The organism is Pandoraea thiooxydans (assembly GCF_001931675.1).
Classification (GTDB): domain Bacteria; phylum Pseudomonadota; class Gammaproteobacteria; order Burkholderiales; family Burkholderiaceae; genus Pandoraea; species Pandoraea thiooxydans.
Genome location: NZ_CP014839.1, coordinates 39,496 through 53,022, shown reverse-complemented (window position 1 = coordinate 53,022; position 13,527 = coordinate 39,496). Strand labels below are relative to the sequence as shown.

At 61.7% G+C, this 13,527-nt stretch carries 12 protein-coding genes, 1 tRNA gene and 2 pseudogenes; 10 read left to right on the top strand and 5 right to left on the bottom strand.

Going from position 1 to position 13,527, the window contains the following annotated elements:
• Window positions 1-6: 6 nt before the first annotated feature.
• Window positions 7-546: a hypoxanthine-guanine phosphoribosyltransferase gene (locus PATSB16_RS00250; RefSeq protein ID WP_047215891.1), complete on the top strand. Its 540-nt coding sequence runs from the start codon at window positions 7-9 to the stop codon at window positions 544-546.
• Window positions 547-606: 60 nt separating this feature from the next.
• Here the strand turns inward: PATSB16_RS00250 and PATSB16_RS00245 are convergent, their stop codons facing one another.
• Window positions 607-2,340 carry a proline--tRNA ligase gene (locus PATSB16_RS00245; RefSeq protein ID WP_047215890.1) on the bottom strand — a complete coding sequence of 578 codons (1,734 nt, stop codon included), beginning with the start codon at window positions 2,338-2,340 and terminating at the stop codon, window positions 607-609.
• A 106-nt stretch (window positions 2,341-2,446) separates the two neighbouring features.
• Between PATSB16_RS00245 and PATSB16_RS00240 the strand changes: the two are divergent.
• Window positions 2,447-2,959, top strand: a pseudogene (locus PATSB16_RS00240) (RNA pyrophosphohydrolase); the annotation flags it as partial.
• 148 nt (window positions 2,960-3,107) lie between these two features.
• Window positions 3,108-3,623 carry a CNP1-like family protein gene (locus PATSB16_RS00235; RefSeq protein ID WP_169834602.1) on the top strand — a complete coding sequence of 172 codons (516 nt, stop codon included), beginning with the start codon at window positions 3,108-3,110 and terminating at the stop codon, window positions 3,621-3,623.
• 49 nt (window positions 3,624-3,672) lie between these two features.
• Here the strand turns inward: PATSB16_RS00235 and proB are convergent, their stop codons facing one another.
• From proB to rplU, 4 genes are all read right to left on the bottom strand, one after another.
• Window positions 3,673-4,806, bottom strand: coding sequence for a glutamate 5-kinase (gene proB, locus PATSB16_RS00230; protein WP_047215888.1), 1,134 nt, complete (start codon window positions 4,804-4,806; stop codon window positions 3,673-3,675).
• Window positions 4,807-4,829: 23 nt separating this feature from the next.
• Window positions 4,830-5,927 carry an Obg family GTPase CgtA gene (gene cgtA, locus PATSB16_RS00225; RefSeq protein WP_047215887.1) on the bottom strand — a complete coding sequence of 366 codons (1,098 nt, stop codon included), beginning with the start codon at window positions 5,925-5,927 and terminating at the stop codon, window positions 4,830-4,832.
• Between the two features lie 136 nt (window positions 5,928-6,063).
• A complete protein-coding gene (rpmA, locus tag PATSB16_RS00220; protein ID WP_047215886.1) occupies window positions 6,064-6,324 on the bottom strand; it encodes a 50S ribosomal protein L27 in 261 nt (86 codons plus the stop codon).
• A gap of 31 nt (window positions 6,325-6,355) precedes the next feature.
• Window positions 6,356-6,667 carry a 50S ribosomal protein L21 gene (gene rplU, locus PATSB16_RS00215; RefSeq protein ID WP_047215885.1) on the bottom strand — a complete coding sequence of 104 codons (312 nt, stop codon included), beginning with the start codon at window positions 6,665-6,667 and terminating at the stop codon, window positions 6,356-6,358.
• Between the two features lie 234 nt (window positions 6,668-6,901).
• Between rplU and PATSB16_RS00210 the strand changes: the two genes are divergently transcribed.
• The 7 genes and pseudogenes from PATSB16_RS00210 (at window position 6,902) to coaE (ending at window position 13,515) form a co-directional block, all read left to right on the top strand.
• Window positions 6,902-7,831 (top strand): polyprenyl synthetase family protein, encoded by a 930-nt coding sequence (locus PATSB16_RS00210; protein ID WP_083566626.1) that lies wholly within the window; start codon window positions 6,902-6,904, stop codon window positions 7,829-7,831.
• Between the two features lie 15 nt (window positions 7,832-7,846).
• Window positions 7,847-7,923 (top strand) — tRNA-Pro (locus PATSB16_RS00205).
• A 153-nt stretch (window positions 7,924-8,076) separates the two neighbouring features.
• Window positions 8,077-9,381, top strand: coding sequence for an HlyC/CorC family transporter (locus tag PATSB16_RS00200; RefSeq protein WP_072628584.1), 1,305 nt, complete (start codon window positions 8,077-8,079; stop codon window positions 9,379-9,381).
• 223 nt (window positions 9,382-9,604) lie between these two features.
• Window positions 9,605-10,771 (top strand): annotated as a pseudogene (locus PATSB16_RS00195) (GspE/PulE family protein); the annotation flags it as partial.
• Window positions 10,764-11,978: a type II secretion system F family protein gene (locus PATSB16_RS00190; protein ID WP_047215882.1), complete on the top strand. Its 1,215-nt coding sequence runs from the start codon at window positions 10,764-10,766 to the stop codon at window positions 11,976-11,978. The pseudogene PATSB16_RS00195 and the gene PATSB16_RS00190, both read left to right, overlap by 8 nt.
• Entirely contained in the window at window positions 11,978-12,871 is an 894-nt protein-coding gene (locus PATSB16_RS00185) for a prepilin peptidase (protein WP_047215881.1), read from the top strand. Before PATSB16_RS00190 ends, PATSB16_RS00185 begins: the two co-directional genes overlap by 1 nt.
• Window positions 12,872-12,885: 14 nt before the next feature.
• Window positions 12,886-13,515 (top strand): dephospho-CoA kinase, encoded by a 630-nt coding sequence (gene coaE, locus PATSB16_RS00180; protein ID WP_047215880.1) that lies wholly within the window; start codon window positions 12,886-12,888, stop codon window positions 13,513-13,515.
• The last annotated feature ends 12 nt before the right edge of the window (window positions 13,516-13,527 follow it).

The following is a 13,527-nucleotide window of genomic DNA, read 5'->3' as shown; positions in this document are numbered from 1 at the left end:
CCCCCAATGAACCGAGACGAAGCTCAGGACATTTTTCGCAACTCTGAAGAAATCGTTACCGCCGGGGAGGTCTTGACCTCGGTCGAGCGCATGGCAAACGCCATCAAAAGCGCCATTGGAGAAGAGTTTCCGCTGGTCTTGTCGGTCATGGGCGGCGCCGTGGTATTCACCGGCATGCTCTTGCCGAGACTCGATTTCCCGCTCGAGTTCGACTACATCCACTTAAGCCGCTACAACAACACCACCACGGGCGGAGCGATGCAATGGCGCGTGGCGCCGCGCGAATCGGTACGCGGTCGCGCCGTGCTGGTGCTGGACGATATCCTCGACGAAGGCGCCACGATGGCCGCCATCCGCGAGCGCATCCTGGACATGGGCGCCACGGCGTTCTATTGTGCGGTGCTTTGCGAGAAAGTGCTGAACAAGCCGAAGCCGATTCACCCCGATTTCTGCGGGTTCACCGTGCCGGACCGCTACGTATTCGGATGCGGGATGGATGCGAAAGGCTATTGGCGAAACCTGCCGACGATTCGCGCCCTGAGCTGATGCGCGCCTGCCCCCGCCGACGCGTACAGGCGTCAGCGGCTACGGCGGCGATAATGGGCCTCAGACAGCCTTGGCCGCGCGGATTTTGCCGGTCACCACCGACACCACCTGCTCGATCGTCAACAATTCCGCCTGCGTATCGCGCCGGCCCTGGTATTCGATCTTGCCTTCTTTCAGGCCGCGCTCGCCGATCACCAGCCGGTGCGGCACCCCGATCAGCTCCCAGTCCGCGAACATGACGCCCGGGCGCTCGCCGCGGTCATCGAGGATGACGTCGATATCTTCGGCCAGCAGCGCCTCGTAAAGACGATCGGTCTGCGCGCGCACAGTCTCGCTACGGTCATATCCCATCGGGCACAACACCACTTCGAACGGTGCGATCGACTCCGGCCAGATAATGCCCCGCTCGTCGAAATTCTGCTCGATCGCCGCGCCGAGAATACGCGTGACGCCGATGCCGTAGCAGCCCATCACGATCGGCTGCGGCTTGCCGTTTTCGCCGAGGAAAGTCGCGTTCATCGCGTCGGAGTATTTGGTGCCCAGCTGAAATACATGGCCGACCTCGATGCCGCGGCACATGCTCAACACGCCCCGGCCGTCGGGCGACGGGTCACCCGGCACCACGTTGCGCAAATCGGCCACCTCGGGCTCCGGCAGGTCGCGTCCCCAATTCACGCCGGTATAGTGGAAATCCACCTCGTTGGCCCCGCAAACGAAATCGCTCATATTCGCTACCGTGCGATCGACCACGAGCCTGACCGGTTTCTTGGTCTGGATCGGCCCCAGATAGCCGGGGGGCGTGCCGAACCACTCGACGATCTCGGCTTCGGTGGCAAAGCGGAATCCAGCCAGACCCGGCACCTTGCTGGCCTTGACTTCATTGAGTGCATGATCGCCGCGCACCAGCAGCAGCCAGACGTCCGTGCCGTCGTCGCGATCAACCGCAAGCACGATCGACTTGACGGTGCGTTGCAGTGGAATGCCCAACAGCTCGGCCACCGCCTCGCACTTGGCCTTGCCCGGCGTGGGCGTCTTGTGCAACGCCTCGGCCGGGGCAGCGCGGCCGGCCAGCAGCGGCAGCGCCTCGGCCTGCTCGACGTTGGCGGCATAGCTGGAGTCGGCGCAATAGGCAATGTCGTCCTCGCCCGTTTCCGCAATCACATGGAACTCGTGCGAACCCGATCCGCCGATCGAGCCGTTGTCGGCCGCCACGGCGCGAAAATGCAGGCCGAGCCGGGTGAAGATCCGCACGTAGGCGTCGTACATTTTTTGGTAGGAAACCTGCAGGCCGGCCGCATCCTTATCGAACGAATAGGCGTCTTTCATAATGAACTCACGCCCTCGCATCACACCGAAACGCGGCCGGATTTCGTCGCGGAATTTCGTTTGGATCTGATAGAAGTTGACCGGCAGTTGGCGATAGCTCTTGATCTCGCGGCGCGCGATATCGGTCACGACTTCCTCGTGCGTCGGCCCGACGACGAAATCCCGGTCATTCCGGTCCTTGAGGCGCAGCAGCTCGGGTCCGTACTGCTCCCAGCGGCCCGACTCCTGCCAGAGTTCGCCGGGCTGCACCGCCGGCATCAGAAGTTCGATCGCACCGGCCCGGTTCATCTCCTCGCGCACGATCGCCTCCACCTTTCGGATCGAGCGCAGGCCCAACGGCATGTAGCTGTAAATGCCGCCGGCCGCGCGCCGGATCATGCCAGATCGGATCATCAGCTTGTGGCTGACGATTTCCGCATCGGCGGGAGCTTCTTTGAGCGTGGCGATAAAGAATCGAGAGGCTTTCATGCAAGGTTTCCAGGGCGAAAATAAGCGGCAAGGGCCAAGACTAGCGCCGCCACCGCTATTATCTGTTTATAATCGAAGCAATTTTAAAGGATTAAAAGGTGGTTGTATGCTGGACCGTGAAGGCTTTCGGCCTAACGTCGGCATCATCCTCTTGAACGCACATAATGAGGTATTCTGGGGCAAGCGGCTGGGCGAGCATTCCTGGCAGTTCCCGCAAGGCGGCATCAAGTATGGCGAAACGCCAGAACAGGCCATGTATCGAGAACTGCACGAGGAAACCGGCCTAAAACCAGAGCACGTCAAGATCATCGGTCGTACTCGCGACTGGTTGCGTTACGAGGTGCCCGACAAATTTATCAAGCGAGAAGTACGCGGCCATTATCGCGGACAAAAGCAGATCTGGTTTTTGCTCCGCATGGTCGGGCGGGACTGCGATATCTGTCTGCGCGCAACCGCTCATCCGGAATTCGACGCCTGGCGATGGAACGAGTACTGGGTGCCGCTGGACGCCGTGATCGAGTTCAAGCGCGAAGTCTACCAGATGGCGCTCAACGAGCTGTCACGCTATCTGCGCCGCAATCCGACCCATCATCAGTATGACCGACACCGCTCGCCCCGCGTGCACGGTAAAACCACTCACGAGGGCTGATGCCGTCAGGCACCAGCCCGTTTCCCCGATCCCGCCCAGTCGATTCATGAAAATTCGCTCCGCTCGCCTCATCCAAACCGCGCGCCCCTTGCCTGCATTGCTTTGGCTCGGCATTGCCATGACCGCTTCCTGTGCCGCGCTGGCACAACCCAGCCCTGGTCCGGGCCCCGGCTACGACGAGTACATGGCCAAGAAGGCGGCCACCGACAAATGGAAAGAGAGTCCCTACACCTTGCCCGCGGCGCCCAAGGACAGCGACCTCCTCACCTACACAGTGCCCAACGGATCGCGCGACCTGAATTACGCAATCGACGCCAAATCAGTGTCGGTCGGCAAAGACGGCGTGGTGCGCTTTACCTCCGTCATCCGCAGCACGCAAGGCGCACGCAACGTGACATTCGAGGGCATCCATTGCAATACCTTCGAGTACCGGATATACGCCATCGGCCAGCCCGACGGCACCTGGTCGAACGCACGAGGCAGCCACTGGCAGGTCATCAACGGCTATGGCCCAACGGCCTACCAAAGCGCGCTCTATAACGACTATTTTTGCGACAACAAGATGGTGACCGGATCAGCTGCGGATATCGTGCAGAACATGCGCTACCCGGACAGAATCAAAAAGCCGGAGTAACCGGGCCTGTGCGTCGCCGGCTGCCCGCCGGGTGCCAGCGGCGCAATTCCTACAGCAGTACCAGGTTGTCCCGATGGATCAGTTCGGCTGCGTGAACGAATCCCAGGATCGACTCGATCTCGCTGCTCGCGCGCCGGCGAATCAGACGCGCTTCCGAGCTGCTGTAATTGCTCAAGCCCCGCGCAATTTCGTGGCCCGCCTCGTCGACGCAGGCAATTACTTCGCCGCGCGCGAAATTGCCCTCGACGCTGACCACCCCGATCGGCAGCAGGCTCTTTCCTTCCTCGGTCAATTTCTTGCTTGCGCCGGCATCGATCACGACGCGGCCCCGCACTTGCAGGTGATCAGCCAACCATTGCTTGCGAGCCGTCAACCGGGCCGTCCTGGCCAGTAACTGGGTACCCACCGCCTCACCTGCGGCTAGTCGCGCCAAGACATTGGGTTCACGGCCGGAGGCGATCACCGTGTGGGCACCGCTCTTTGCGCTGCGTTTGGCGGCAAGGATTTTGGTCAACATGCCGCCGCGCCCGATGCTCGTGCCGGCACCTCCAGCCATTGCTTCAAGTGCCTCGTCGCCGGCCACGGCCTCCTTGACCAACTCAGCGGCAGGATTCTTCCGGGGATCCGCGGTGTATAGACCGGCCTGATCAGTCAGGATGATCAGGGCGTCGCCCTCGATGAGATTCGCCACCAGTGCGCCAAGCGTATCGTTGTCACCGAACTTGATTTCGTCGGTGACCACGGTATCGTTTTCGTTGATGATCGGCACAACGCCCAGATCCAGCAGCGTCAGCAACGTCGAGCGCGCATTCAGGTAACGTTCCCGGTCGGCCAAATCGCCGTGAGTCAGCAGAATCTGCGCGGTCCGGATGCCGTGTTCGGCAAACCGCGTTTCATAAACCTGCGCCAATCCCATTTGCCCCACCGCGGCGGCGGCTTGCAGCTCAGGCAATTCGCGCGGCCGGCGGCTCCAGCCGAGGCGCTGCATCCCCTCGGCGATCGCACCGGAGCTCACCAGAACCACTTCCTTGCCCGGTCTGCCGTCGCCGCCCTTGCGCAGCGCCGCGATCTGTTCGGCCCAGCGCGCGATGGCAACGTCGTCGAGCCCTCGCCCGTCGTTGGTCACCAGGCTCGAGCCAACTTTCACCACGAGCCGTTTGGCATCAGCGATGACAGAACGCATGGTATTACTCTCTTCGATAGGAGTTATTCAGCGGGATCGGCTTCGCCCTGCCCATTATCGCGAAAGCGGGGGTCGCGCGCGGCATCCTCGATGGCGTCATGCTCGGCATGGCGCTGGGACGCCAGATAATCGTAAATCGCATAACAGAGCAGGTCGCAACCGGCCCGAGTCAGCGCGGAGATCTCGAACACCGGTCCATGCCAGTCGAAACGCTCGACGAAATCCGCCACGCGCGCGGCGCGCTCGGCCTCCGGCACCATGTCGAGCTTGTTCAAAACCAGCCAGCGCGGCTTTTCATAGAGCGCCTGATCATATTTGCGCAGCTCGTTGACAATCGCCCGGGCCTCGGCCACCGGATCCACGCTGTCGTCGAATGGCGCAAGATCGACCAGATGCAGCAGCACACCGGTGCGCTGCAAATGCCGAAGGAAGCGATGTCCCAATCCAGCACCTTCGGCCGCGCCTTCGATCAACCCCGGGATGTCGGCGATGACGAAGCTCTTGCCCGCGCCCACCCGCACCACGCCCAGATTGGGATGCAACGTCGTGAACGGATAGTCGGCGATTTTGGGCCGCGCGTTGGACACTGCAGTGATAAAGGTCGATTTACCGGCATTGGGCATCCCCAGCAGTCCGACGTCGGCCAGCACCTTCAACTCGAGTTTGAGCATGCGCTGCTCGCCGGGCTTGCCGTCGGTTTTCTGCCGAGGCGCGCGGTTCGTACTCGACTTGAAGTGGAGATTGCCGAGGCCGCCCGCACCACCCTTGGCCAGTTGTACCACCTGACCGTGCTCGGTCAGATCGGCGATCACTTCACCCGTCTCCAGATCGGAGACAATCGTGCCGACCGGCATCCGCAGCGTGATGTCGTCGCCCCCTTTGCCGTAGCAATCGGAGCCATGCCCATTCTCGCCGTTGCGCGCCTGATGCTTCTTGGCATAACGGTAATCGACAAGCGTGTTGATATTGCGGTCGGCCACAGCGAATACACTGCCGCCGCGCCCCCCATCGCCGCCGTCCGGACCACCAAAAGGCACGAATTTCTCGCGGCGGAACGACGCCGACCCATTGCCACCGTTGCCGGCGACAACCTCGATACGCGCTTCGTCAATGAACTTCATAGCATCGTCCCGCTAAAATCCGTTTCAAAATTTTCCAAACTGTGCGGCCGCACGGCCATGACGCGCCGAAACCGACCGGCCAAACGAAAAAAGGCCCCGCAGCGATGCGGAGCCTTTTGGTCGGCAAAAGGCGGTATTACGCTGCCGGGACCACCGTGACTACGTGCTTCTTGGCTGCGCCTTTGACGGCGAACTGCACGTGCCCATCGGTCAATGCATAAAGCGTATGGTCCTTGCCAATGCCGACGTTCTCACCGGCATGCATGCGCGTACCGCGCTGCCGCACGATGATGCCGCCAGCGTTGATCGCCTGACCGCCATATACCTTCACGCCGAGCCGCTTGGACTCGGAATCGCGGCCGTTACGGGACGAACCGCCTGCTTTTTTGTGTGCCATGGTTTGACTCCTTTCCTTGCACGCGTATCGATTAAGCCACGATGCTGTCGATGCGCAGCTCGGTGTAGTTCTGGCGATGACCCTGATGCTTCTGGTAGTGCTTGCGACGGCGCATCTTGAAAATCTTCACCTTCGGATGGCGGCCTTGGGCAACCACGGTTGCCTTGACGGAAGCCCCACTCACCAAGGGTGCGCCGAACTGAATCGATTCACCTTCGCCCACTGCGAGCACTTGGTCGAGCGTGATTTCAGCGCCAATGTCTGCCAGTATCTGTTCTACTTTCAGTTTTTCGCCGGCGGCAACCTTATACTGCTTGCCGCCAGTTTTTATGACTGCGTACATTGCGAACCTCACTCATAAACAAGAATTTTTCGCGCGAACGCACGAAAACGCGTGATTATACAGAGATTCCCCTTTACCGTCAAAGACTTCCATTGATTCCCCTTGCCTCTCGCCGGGGCGCGCCAAGAGACGCCGCTCCACTATATAATTTGGACGTTTTTTCGCTCTCCCTGACTTCCGATCTTGACTGCTCCGACCCCCTCACAGAATCCGCTGGCTATCATTGCCGATGACATGCGTCGAGTGGATCATGTGATCCGCGACCGCCTGGCCTCGCAAGTCGTCCTGATCAATCAGATTTCCGAATACATCATCAGCGCCGGCGGCAAGCGCCTGCGGCCGGCTCTATTGTTGCTGGCAGCCGGCGCGCTGGACGTCAGGACGGCGCACCGCCATGAACTCGCCGCAGTCATCGAATTCATTCACACCGCGACGCTGCTGCACGACGATGTGGTCGACGAGTCGGATCTGCGGCGCGGCAAGAAAACAGCCAACGCCCTGTTCGGTAACGCGGCCTCGGTGCTGGTGGGTGATTTCCTGTATTCCCGCGCCTTCCAGATGATGGTTGGGGTCGACAACATGCGCATCATGCAGATCCTGTCGAACGCCACCAACGTGATCGCCGAGGGGGAGGTGCTGCAACTGCTCAATATGCACGACCCGGACGTCGACGAGATCCGCTATCTGCAGGTCATCCGCTACAAAACGGCCAAACTGTTCGAAGCCGCGACGCAGATTGCCGCCGTGCTGGCCGGCACCGACACCGCAACCGAAGCTGCCATGGCCGAGTTCGGCGGTCGCCTGGGTACGGCGTTCCAATTGATGGACGATTGGCTCGATTATGCCGGCAGCAGTGATGCGATGGGCAAGAACGCCGGCGACGATCTGCGCGAGGGCAAGCCGACGCTGCCGCTGATCCACGTGATCCGGCATGGCACTTCCGAGCAGCAAGCCATGGCCAAGGCTGCAATCGAGCATGGCGGCACCGAGAATTTCCAGGCCATCCTCGACGCCGTAATGCACACGGGCGCGCTCGATTACACACTGCGCCGGGCCGAACAGGAGGCCGCTGCCGCTGCCGCCGCAATTTCTTTTCTCCCTAGTTCCCCTTACAAAGAAACTTTGCTAGAATTATGTTCTTCTTCAACGGCGCGCCGATCTTGAGCGCGCCGTTGTTTTCGGGGTGTAGCTTAGCCTGGTAGAGCGCTACGTTCGGGACGTAGAGGCCGGAGGTTCGAATCCTCTCACCCCGACCAGATTTCCTGTGTTTTGATTTGCCGACGTCGGTTGTTTGCTCGGCGAATTCCGTAAAACGGCTTGGGTATGTGCATCCCAGGCCGTTTTGCTTTTTCGCGTCTGCTATAGTTTTAGCCAATACAACTTCAGCGCCTCGGGGCGCAACACGTCGCTTGGAATCCCTTCCACTATGGGCGCAACTCGGCGCCATTGTCCTGCTGCTTTGCGTATCAGGCTTCTTTTCCATATCGGAAACCAGCATGATGGCGCTCAACCGCCACCGTCTCAAGCATCTGGTCAAGACGGGGCGACGTGGTGCCCGCACCACGCAGGGGCTGCTGCAGCAAACCGAGGAGTTGCTCAGCGTGATCCTGATCGGCAACAACGTGATCAACACGGTGCTGCCCGTGCTCACGGCCTCGATCGCGCTGCGCTACTTCGGCAACGACGGCGTCGTGCTGTCGATCGCCACCGCGCTCATCGCGGCTCTGATCATCGTGTTTTGCGAGATCGGCCCCAAAGTGGTCGGCGCAACCTATCCGGAGCGCATCGCACTGCCGGCCAGCCTGGCGATCAAGCCGCTGATGCGCATCACTCAGCCGTTCGTCTGGGCTGTCAACGTGTTGGTCAGGGCGTTGCTGCGCCTGATCGGCATCGACACGCGCAAGGCAGCCGCCGAGCAGCGCATGAGCACGGAGGAGTTGCGCACCCTGGTGCTGGAGGCGGGCAATTACATGCCCACCAAGCACCGCAGCATCCTGCTGAATCTGTTCGACCTGGAGAATATCTCGGTCAATGACGTCATGATCCCCCGCGCCCGCATCGAGGCGCTTGATCTATCGGCGCCGCTCGAGTCGATCCTGCAGCAACTCGAAACCTGTTACCACAATAAATTGCCGGTCTACGAAGGCGACATCGACCGGATCGTTGGCGTGCTGCATGTGCGCAAGACCCTGAGCGCCTTGCGCCACCACGAAGATCTCGGCATCGATACGCTGCGCGAACTGCTCACCGATCCGTACTTCATCCCGAGCGACACCCCTGCGTTCCGCCAGCTGCAGTACTTTCAGGAAAATCATCAGCGCATCGGCCTGGTGGTCAATGAATACGGCGAGGTCGAGGGGCTGCTGACGACCGAAGACATCATCGAAGAGTTGATTGGCGAATTCACCACGAGCATCCCGGGCCTCGCCAGCGGCCGCTCGGGCTGGAGCGATCAAGCCGAATGCCTGGTCGGCGGCGGCAGTTCGCTGCGCGACTTGAACCGACGTCTCGGCCTGCATTTCCCGCTCACCGGACCCAAGACGCTCAACGGGCTGATTCTGGAAGTGCTGCGAGAAATCCCCGAAGCCAGTATCTGCCTGGAAATCGACGGATGCCGGATGGAAATCGTGCAAATCGCCAACCAGGCGATCAAGACGGTTCGACTCTTCAAACCGAAGCAGGGCACACCGGGCGCCGCGGGACATCCGGCATAAATCGGAGTCGGCCCGATTTACATGCCGGGTCGCCAACGCCAGACTGGAGCGCGTCGATATACAGGCGTTCCCCGTCAGATTGCCATGCCATTCCGTTCCCCATACGCCCTCACCCAGACGCTGCCGCCCCCAACGCTTGTCCTCACGACCGACCCGGTTGGCTCTCGCCATGAGTGACCCGCGAATCCTGTCGCGACCGGCACCCGACGACGGAGCCCAAACGCCAGCCGTGCGCCAGCTCAACGATTTGTTGCAACGCTGCGCCACACAAGGCGCGTCGGACATCCACTTCGAGCCATACGAGCATGCCTACCGCGTCCGCGCGCGGATCGACGGCGTGCTCCACGAGATCGCCACGCCCCCGCATGCGCTGCGCGATGCCCTGTCGACTCGGCTCAAAGTACTCTCCCGGCTGGATATCGCGGAACGGCGGCTCCCTCAGGACGGCCGCATGACGCTCACCGCTGCCGGGCGCTCGATAGACTGCCGGGTCAGTACATTGCCAACTCTGTTTGGCGAGAAAATCGTCGTGCGCCTGCTCGACACCAGCGCCGCGCAACTGGAAATCGACGCCCTCGGCTACGAGCCCTCGCAATTGAACGTCCTGAATGCCGCAATACAACGCCCCTACGGCATGATTCTGGTGACCGGGCCGACCGGCAGCGGAAAAACCGTCTCGCTGTATGCCTGCCTGCGGCAATTAAACTCGCCGGACCGAAACATCGCCACGGTAGAAGACCCCGCCGAAATCCACCTGCCCGGCATCAACCAGGTGAATATCAACGAGAAGGCCGGCCTGACGTTCGCCACGGCGCTGCGCGCGTTTCTTCGCCAGGACCCGGATGTGCTGATGGTCGGCGAGATCCGCGACGCGGAGACCGCCGATATTGCCGTCAAAGCCGCGCAGACCGGCCATCTGGTGTTATCGACCCTGCATACCAATGATGCGCCGGGCGCCGTCACGCGGCTGCTCAACATGGGCGTCGCCCCTTTCAACCTGGCCTCGGCGCTGTTACTGGTCACGGCGCAGCGCCTGGTGCGCAAGCTTTGCGAACACTGTCGTGCGCCGGCCGAACTTGGCATGGATGCATTAAGAGCGGCAGGTTTGTCATCAATTGCCGAAGGCAGCCCATCCGGGTATGGGTATGGCTATCGCCCGGTCGGCTGTGACATCTGCCTGGGTTCCGGGTACCGCGGCCGCACAGGCATCTATCAGGTGATGCCCGCCTCGGAGGCGATTCGACAATCGATGCTCAGCGAAGCCGGCACTCGGCAAATCGCGGCCCAAGCCTGCCGGGAAGGCGTCGAGACATTACGCCAGGCAGGCCTGAAAAAGGTAATGCGCGGCGAGACCAGCCTCGAGGAAGTCATCGCGGCGACCAATGCCTGAGACTCATCCGCTCAAGCAATTTTCCTGGATCGGGCGTGACGCCGCCGGGCAAGTCGCGCAAGGTCGAATCGAAGCGGCCGGGGAGGCCGCAGCGCGGGTATTGCTGCGCCAGCGTGGCATTCAGGCGATTACGCTGCAGCCGCCGCGAGCGGCGCGCGAGGCACGGCAATCGCGCGTGCGCCGCCGCGAAATCGCATTCTTCACACGCCAGTTGGGAACGCTGCTCAAAGCCGGCATTCCACTGTTGCCCGCGCTACGCGTCATCGGTCGGGGCCACGACAATCCGGGCTTCACCCGCCTGATCGGCCAAATTCACGACGACATCGCAAGCGGTTGCGGCCTGGCCGATGCCTTCTTGCGGCACCCAAAACATTTCGACGCACTGTATTGCCACATGCTGGCCGCTGGCGAGCATGGCGGCATTCTCGACGACATGCTCGAGCAATTGGCGATCTACCAGGAGAAAAGCCTGGCGCTGCGCGGCAAACTGCGCGCGGCCGCGACCTACCCCGCCGCCGTGCTGCTGCTGGCTGTCGGCATCACGGTCGCCATGTTGCTGTGGGTCATCCCGGCCTTCGAAGATATGTTCTCCAGCTTCGGGGCCGATCTGCCGGCCTTGACCAAAACCCTCATTGCAGCATCGCATGGGCTCGCCAACAACTCGCTCTGGCTCGGCGGCGGCGTCCTTGGACTCGTTGCAGGAGTGTCGATCGGCTGGCGCCGCTACGCTTCGTTGCGCCGGATCGCCGACCACATCTGGCTTCGCGCCCCATTGTTCGGCCCGATTGTGCGACGGGCGATATTGGCGCGCTGGTGCCGTACCGTTGCAACGTTGTTTGCATCCGGTGTACCGCTGGTCGACGCGCTCGGAGCGACCAGCGGTGTCTGCGGCAACATAATTTATGCCGATGCCACCCGACGAATTCAAACGGCCATTCAGAGTGGCACCTCGCTGACCCGCGCCATGACCGATAGCACCTGCTTTTCCCCGCTCGTATTGCAAATGGCCGCAATCGGCGAGGAATCGGGTACACTCGACCGCATGCTGATCAAGGTCGCGGACATCCTGGAAGATGAAGTCAACCGTGCCGTTGCGTCCATGTCCACCCTCATCGAGCCGATCATCATCGTGACGCTCGGCGTGCTGATCGGCGGCATGGTGATCGCCATGTACCTCCCCATCTTCAAACTTGGCCAAGTCGTGTGATGCTCCACGAGATCGTTGAACCCGTCCTGATCGACCGGTTGTCGACGCTGCCGCCGCCCTGGCGTTATGGCCTGTTCGGATTGGCCGGACTGCTGATCGGCAGTTTTCTGAACGTCATCATTCATCGCCTGCCGCGCATGCTCGAGCGTGCCTGGCAGGCCGAATTCGAGGAACTCGGCGGCGGCACGCCCGGGCGCGTGCCGGTTCACACCGAAACGCCCTACAACCTGTGGCGCCCAGGTTCGTCCTGCCCCGCCTGCGGTCATCGGTTGCGGCCGTGGGAAAACATCCCGCTGGTCAGCTTCATTGTTCTGCGCGGCCGCTGCAGCGCCTGCCGGCAAGCGATTACCTTGCGTTATCCAGTGGTCGAATTGCTCAGCGCCGCCCTCAGCGTGCTGGTTGCGTGGCAGTTGGGGGCTACCTGGCAGAGCGTAGCCGCGCTTGGGCTGACCTATACACTGATCACCCTGGCCTTTATCGATATCGACACGCAACTGCTGCCCGATTGCCTGACGCTGCCGCTGCTATGGGCCGGCTTGCTCTGCAATCTGGCCGGACTGTTCGTTCCGCTGCGAGATGCGGTACTCGGCGCGATCGGAGGTTATCTGAGTTTGTGGATGGTCTATTGGGCATTCCGCCTGTTGCGTGGCAAGGAAGGCATGGGGTACGGTGATTTCAAGCTGCTCGCGGCACTGGGCGCCTGGCTCGGTTGGGCCGTGCTGCCCCAGATCGTGCTGATATCCTCGATCTCGGGCGCCGCGGTTGGCATCGCCGCGGTACTGACAGGACGCCAGGCGAGGCACGAACCCATACCGTTCGGGCCGTTTCTGGCCGCCGCGGGAATTACCACGCTGCTGACAGGCAACCTGGCCTGGCGCTGGCTGACAATCTAGAGGGCTCAATACTTATGCTCACGATCGGCTTGACGGGCGGCATCGGCAGCGGCAAAACGACCGTCGCCGATCTGTTTGCAGCGCGTGGCGTCGCAGTCATCGATACCGATCGAATTGCGCATCTCATCACCGCGCCCGGCGGCGTGGCAATGCCGACGATACAGCTCGCGTTCGGGCCGACGGTCGTCGCAAACGACGGCTCGCTCGACCGTGCTCGAATGCGTACGCTCGTGTTCTCCAATCCGGAAGCCAAAGCCCGCCTGGAAGCCATCACTCATCCGTTGATTCGCGCCGAGGCAGAGCGCGAGGCAAACGAGGCGGTCGGTCCGTACCTGATCTTCGTGGTACCGCTATTGGTGGAGTCCGGCCGCTGGGCCGAGCGCGTCGACCGCGTGTTGGTTGTCGACTGCCCGGAGGCCGTGCAGATCGAGCGGGTCATGCGACGCAACAACTTCACTCGGGACCAGGTCGAGGCCATCATGGCCAAGCAGGCAACACGCGAGGCGCGGCTGGCCGCCGCGCATGACGTCATCCTCAACGATGGCGCTGCGGCAAACCTTGAGAGCGAGGTGAGCCGTCTGCACGAGCAGTACATCAACCTCGCAAACGCCAAGCAGGATCGAGAGCAGGCCGGCGGTCGATAATACGTCGTCGTC

What these genes read in the sequence shown, in the direction of transcription:
- PATSB16_RS00190 (WP_047215882.1), top strand. Translation starts at nt 10,764, where the DNA reads ATGCCTGAGACTCATCCGCTCAAGCAATTTTCCTGGATCGGGCGTGAC.
- rplU (WP_047215885.1), bottom strand. Translation starts at nt 6,667, where the DNA reads ATGTACGCAGTCATAAAAACTGGCGGCAAGCAGTATAAGGTTGCCGCC.
- PATSB16_RS00250 (WP_047215891.1), top strand. Translation starts at nt 7, where the DNA reads ATGAACCGAGACGAAGCTCAGGACATTTTTCGCAACTCTGAAGAAATC.
- rpmA (WP_047215886.1), bottom strand. Translation starts at nt 6,324, where the DNA reads ATGGCACACAAAAAAGCAGGCGGTTCGTCCCGTAACGGCCGCGATTCC.
- proB (WP_047215888.1), bottom strand. Translation starts at nt 4,806, where the DNA reads ATGCGTTCTGTCATCGCTGATGCCAAACGGCTCGTGGTGAAAGTTGGC.
- PATSB16_RS00185 (WP_047215881.1), top strand. Translation starts at nt 11,978, where the DNA reads ATGCTCCACGAGATCGTTGAACCCGTCCTGATCGACCGGTTGTCGACG.
- cgtA (WP_047215887.1), bottom strand. Translation starts at nt 5,927, where the DNA reads ATGAAGTTCATTGACGAAGCGCGTATCGAGGTTGTCGCCGGCAACGGT.
- PATSB16_RS00235 (WP_169834602.1), top strand. Translation starts at nt 3,108, where the DNA reads ATGACCGCTTCCTGTGCCGCGCTGGCACAACCCAGCCCTGGTCCGGGC.
- coaE (WP_047215880.1), top strand. Translation starts at nt 12,886, where the DNA reads ATGCTCACGATCGGCTTGACGGGCGGCATCGGCAGCGGCAAAACGACC.
- PATSB16_RS00210 (WP_083566626.1), top strand. Translation starts at nt 6,902, where the DNA reads ATGCGTCGAGTGGATCATGTGATCCGCGACCGCCTGGCCTCGCAAGTC.
- PATSB16_RS00245 (WP_047215890.1), bottom strand. Translation starts at nt 2,340, where the DNA reads ATGAAAGCCTCTCGATTCTTTATCGCCACGCTCAAAGAAGCTCCCGCC.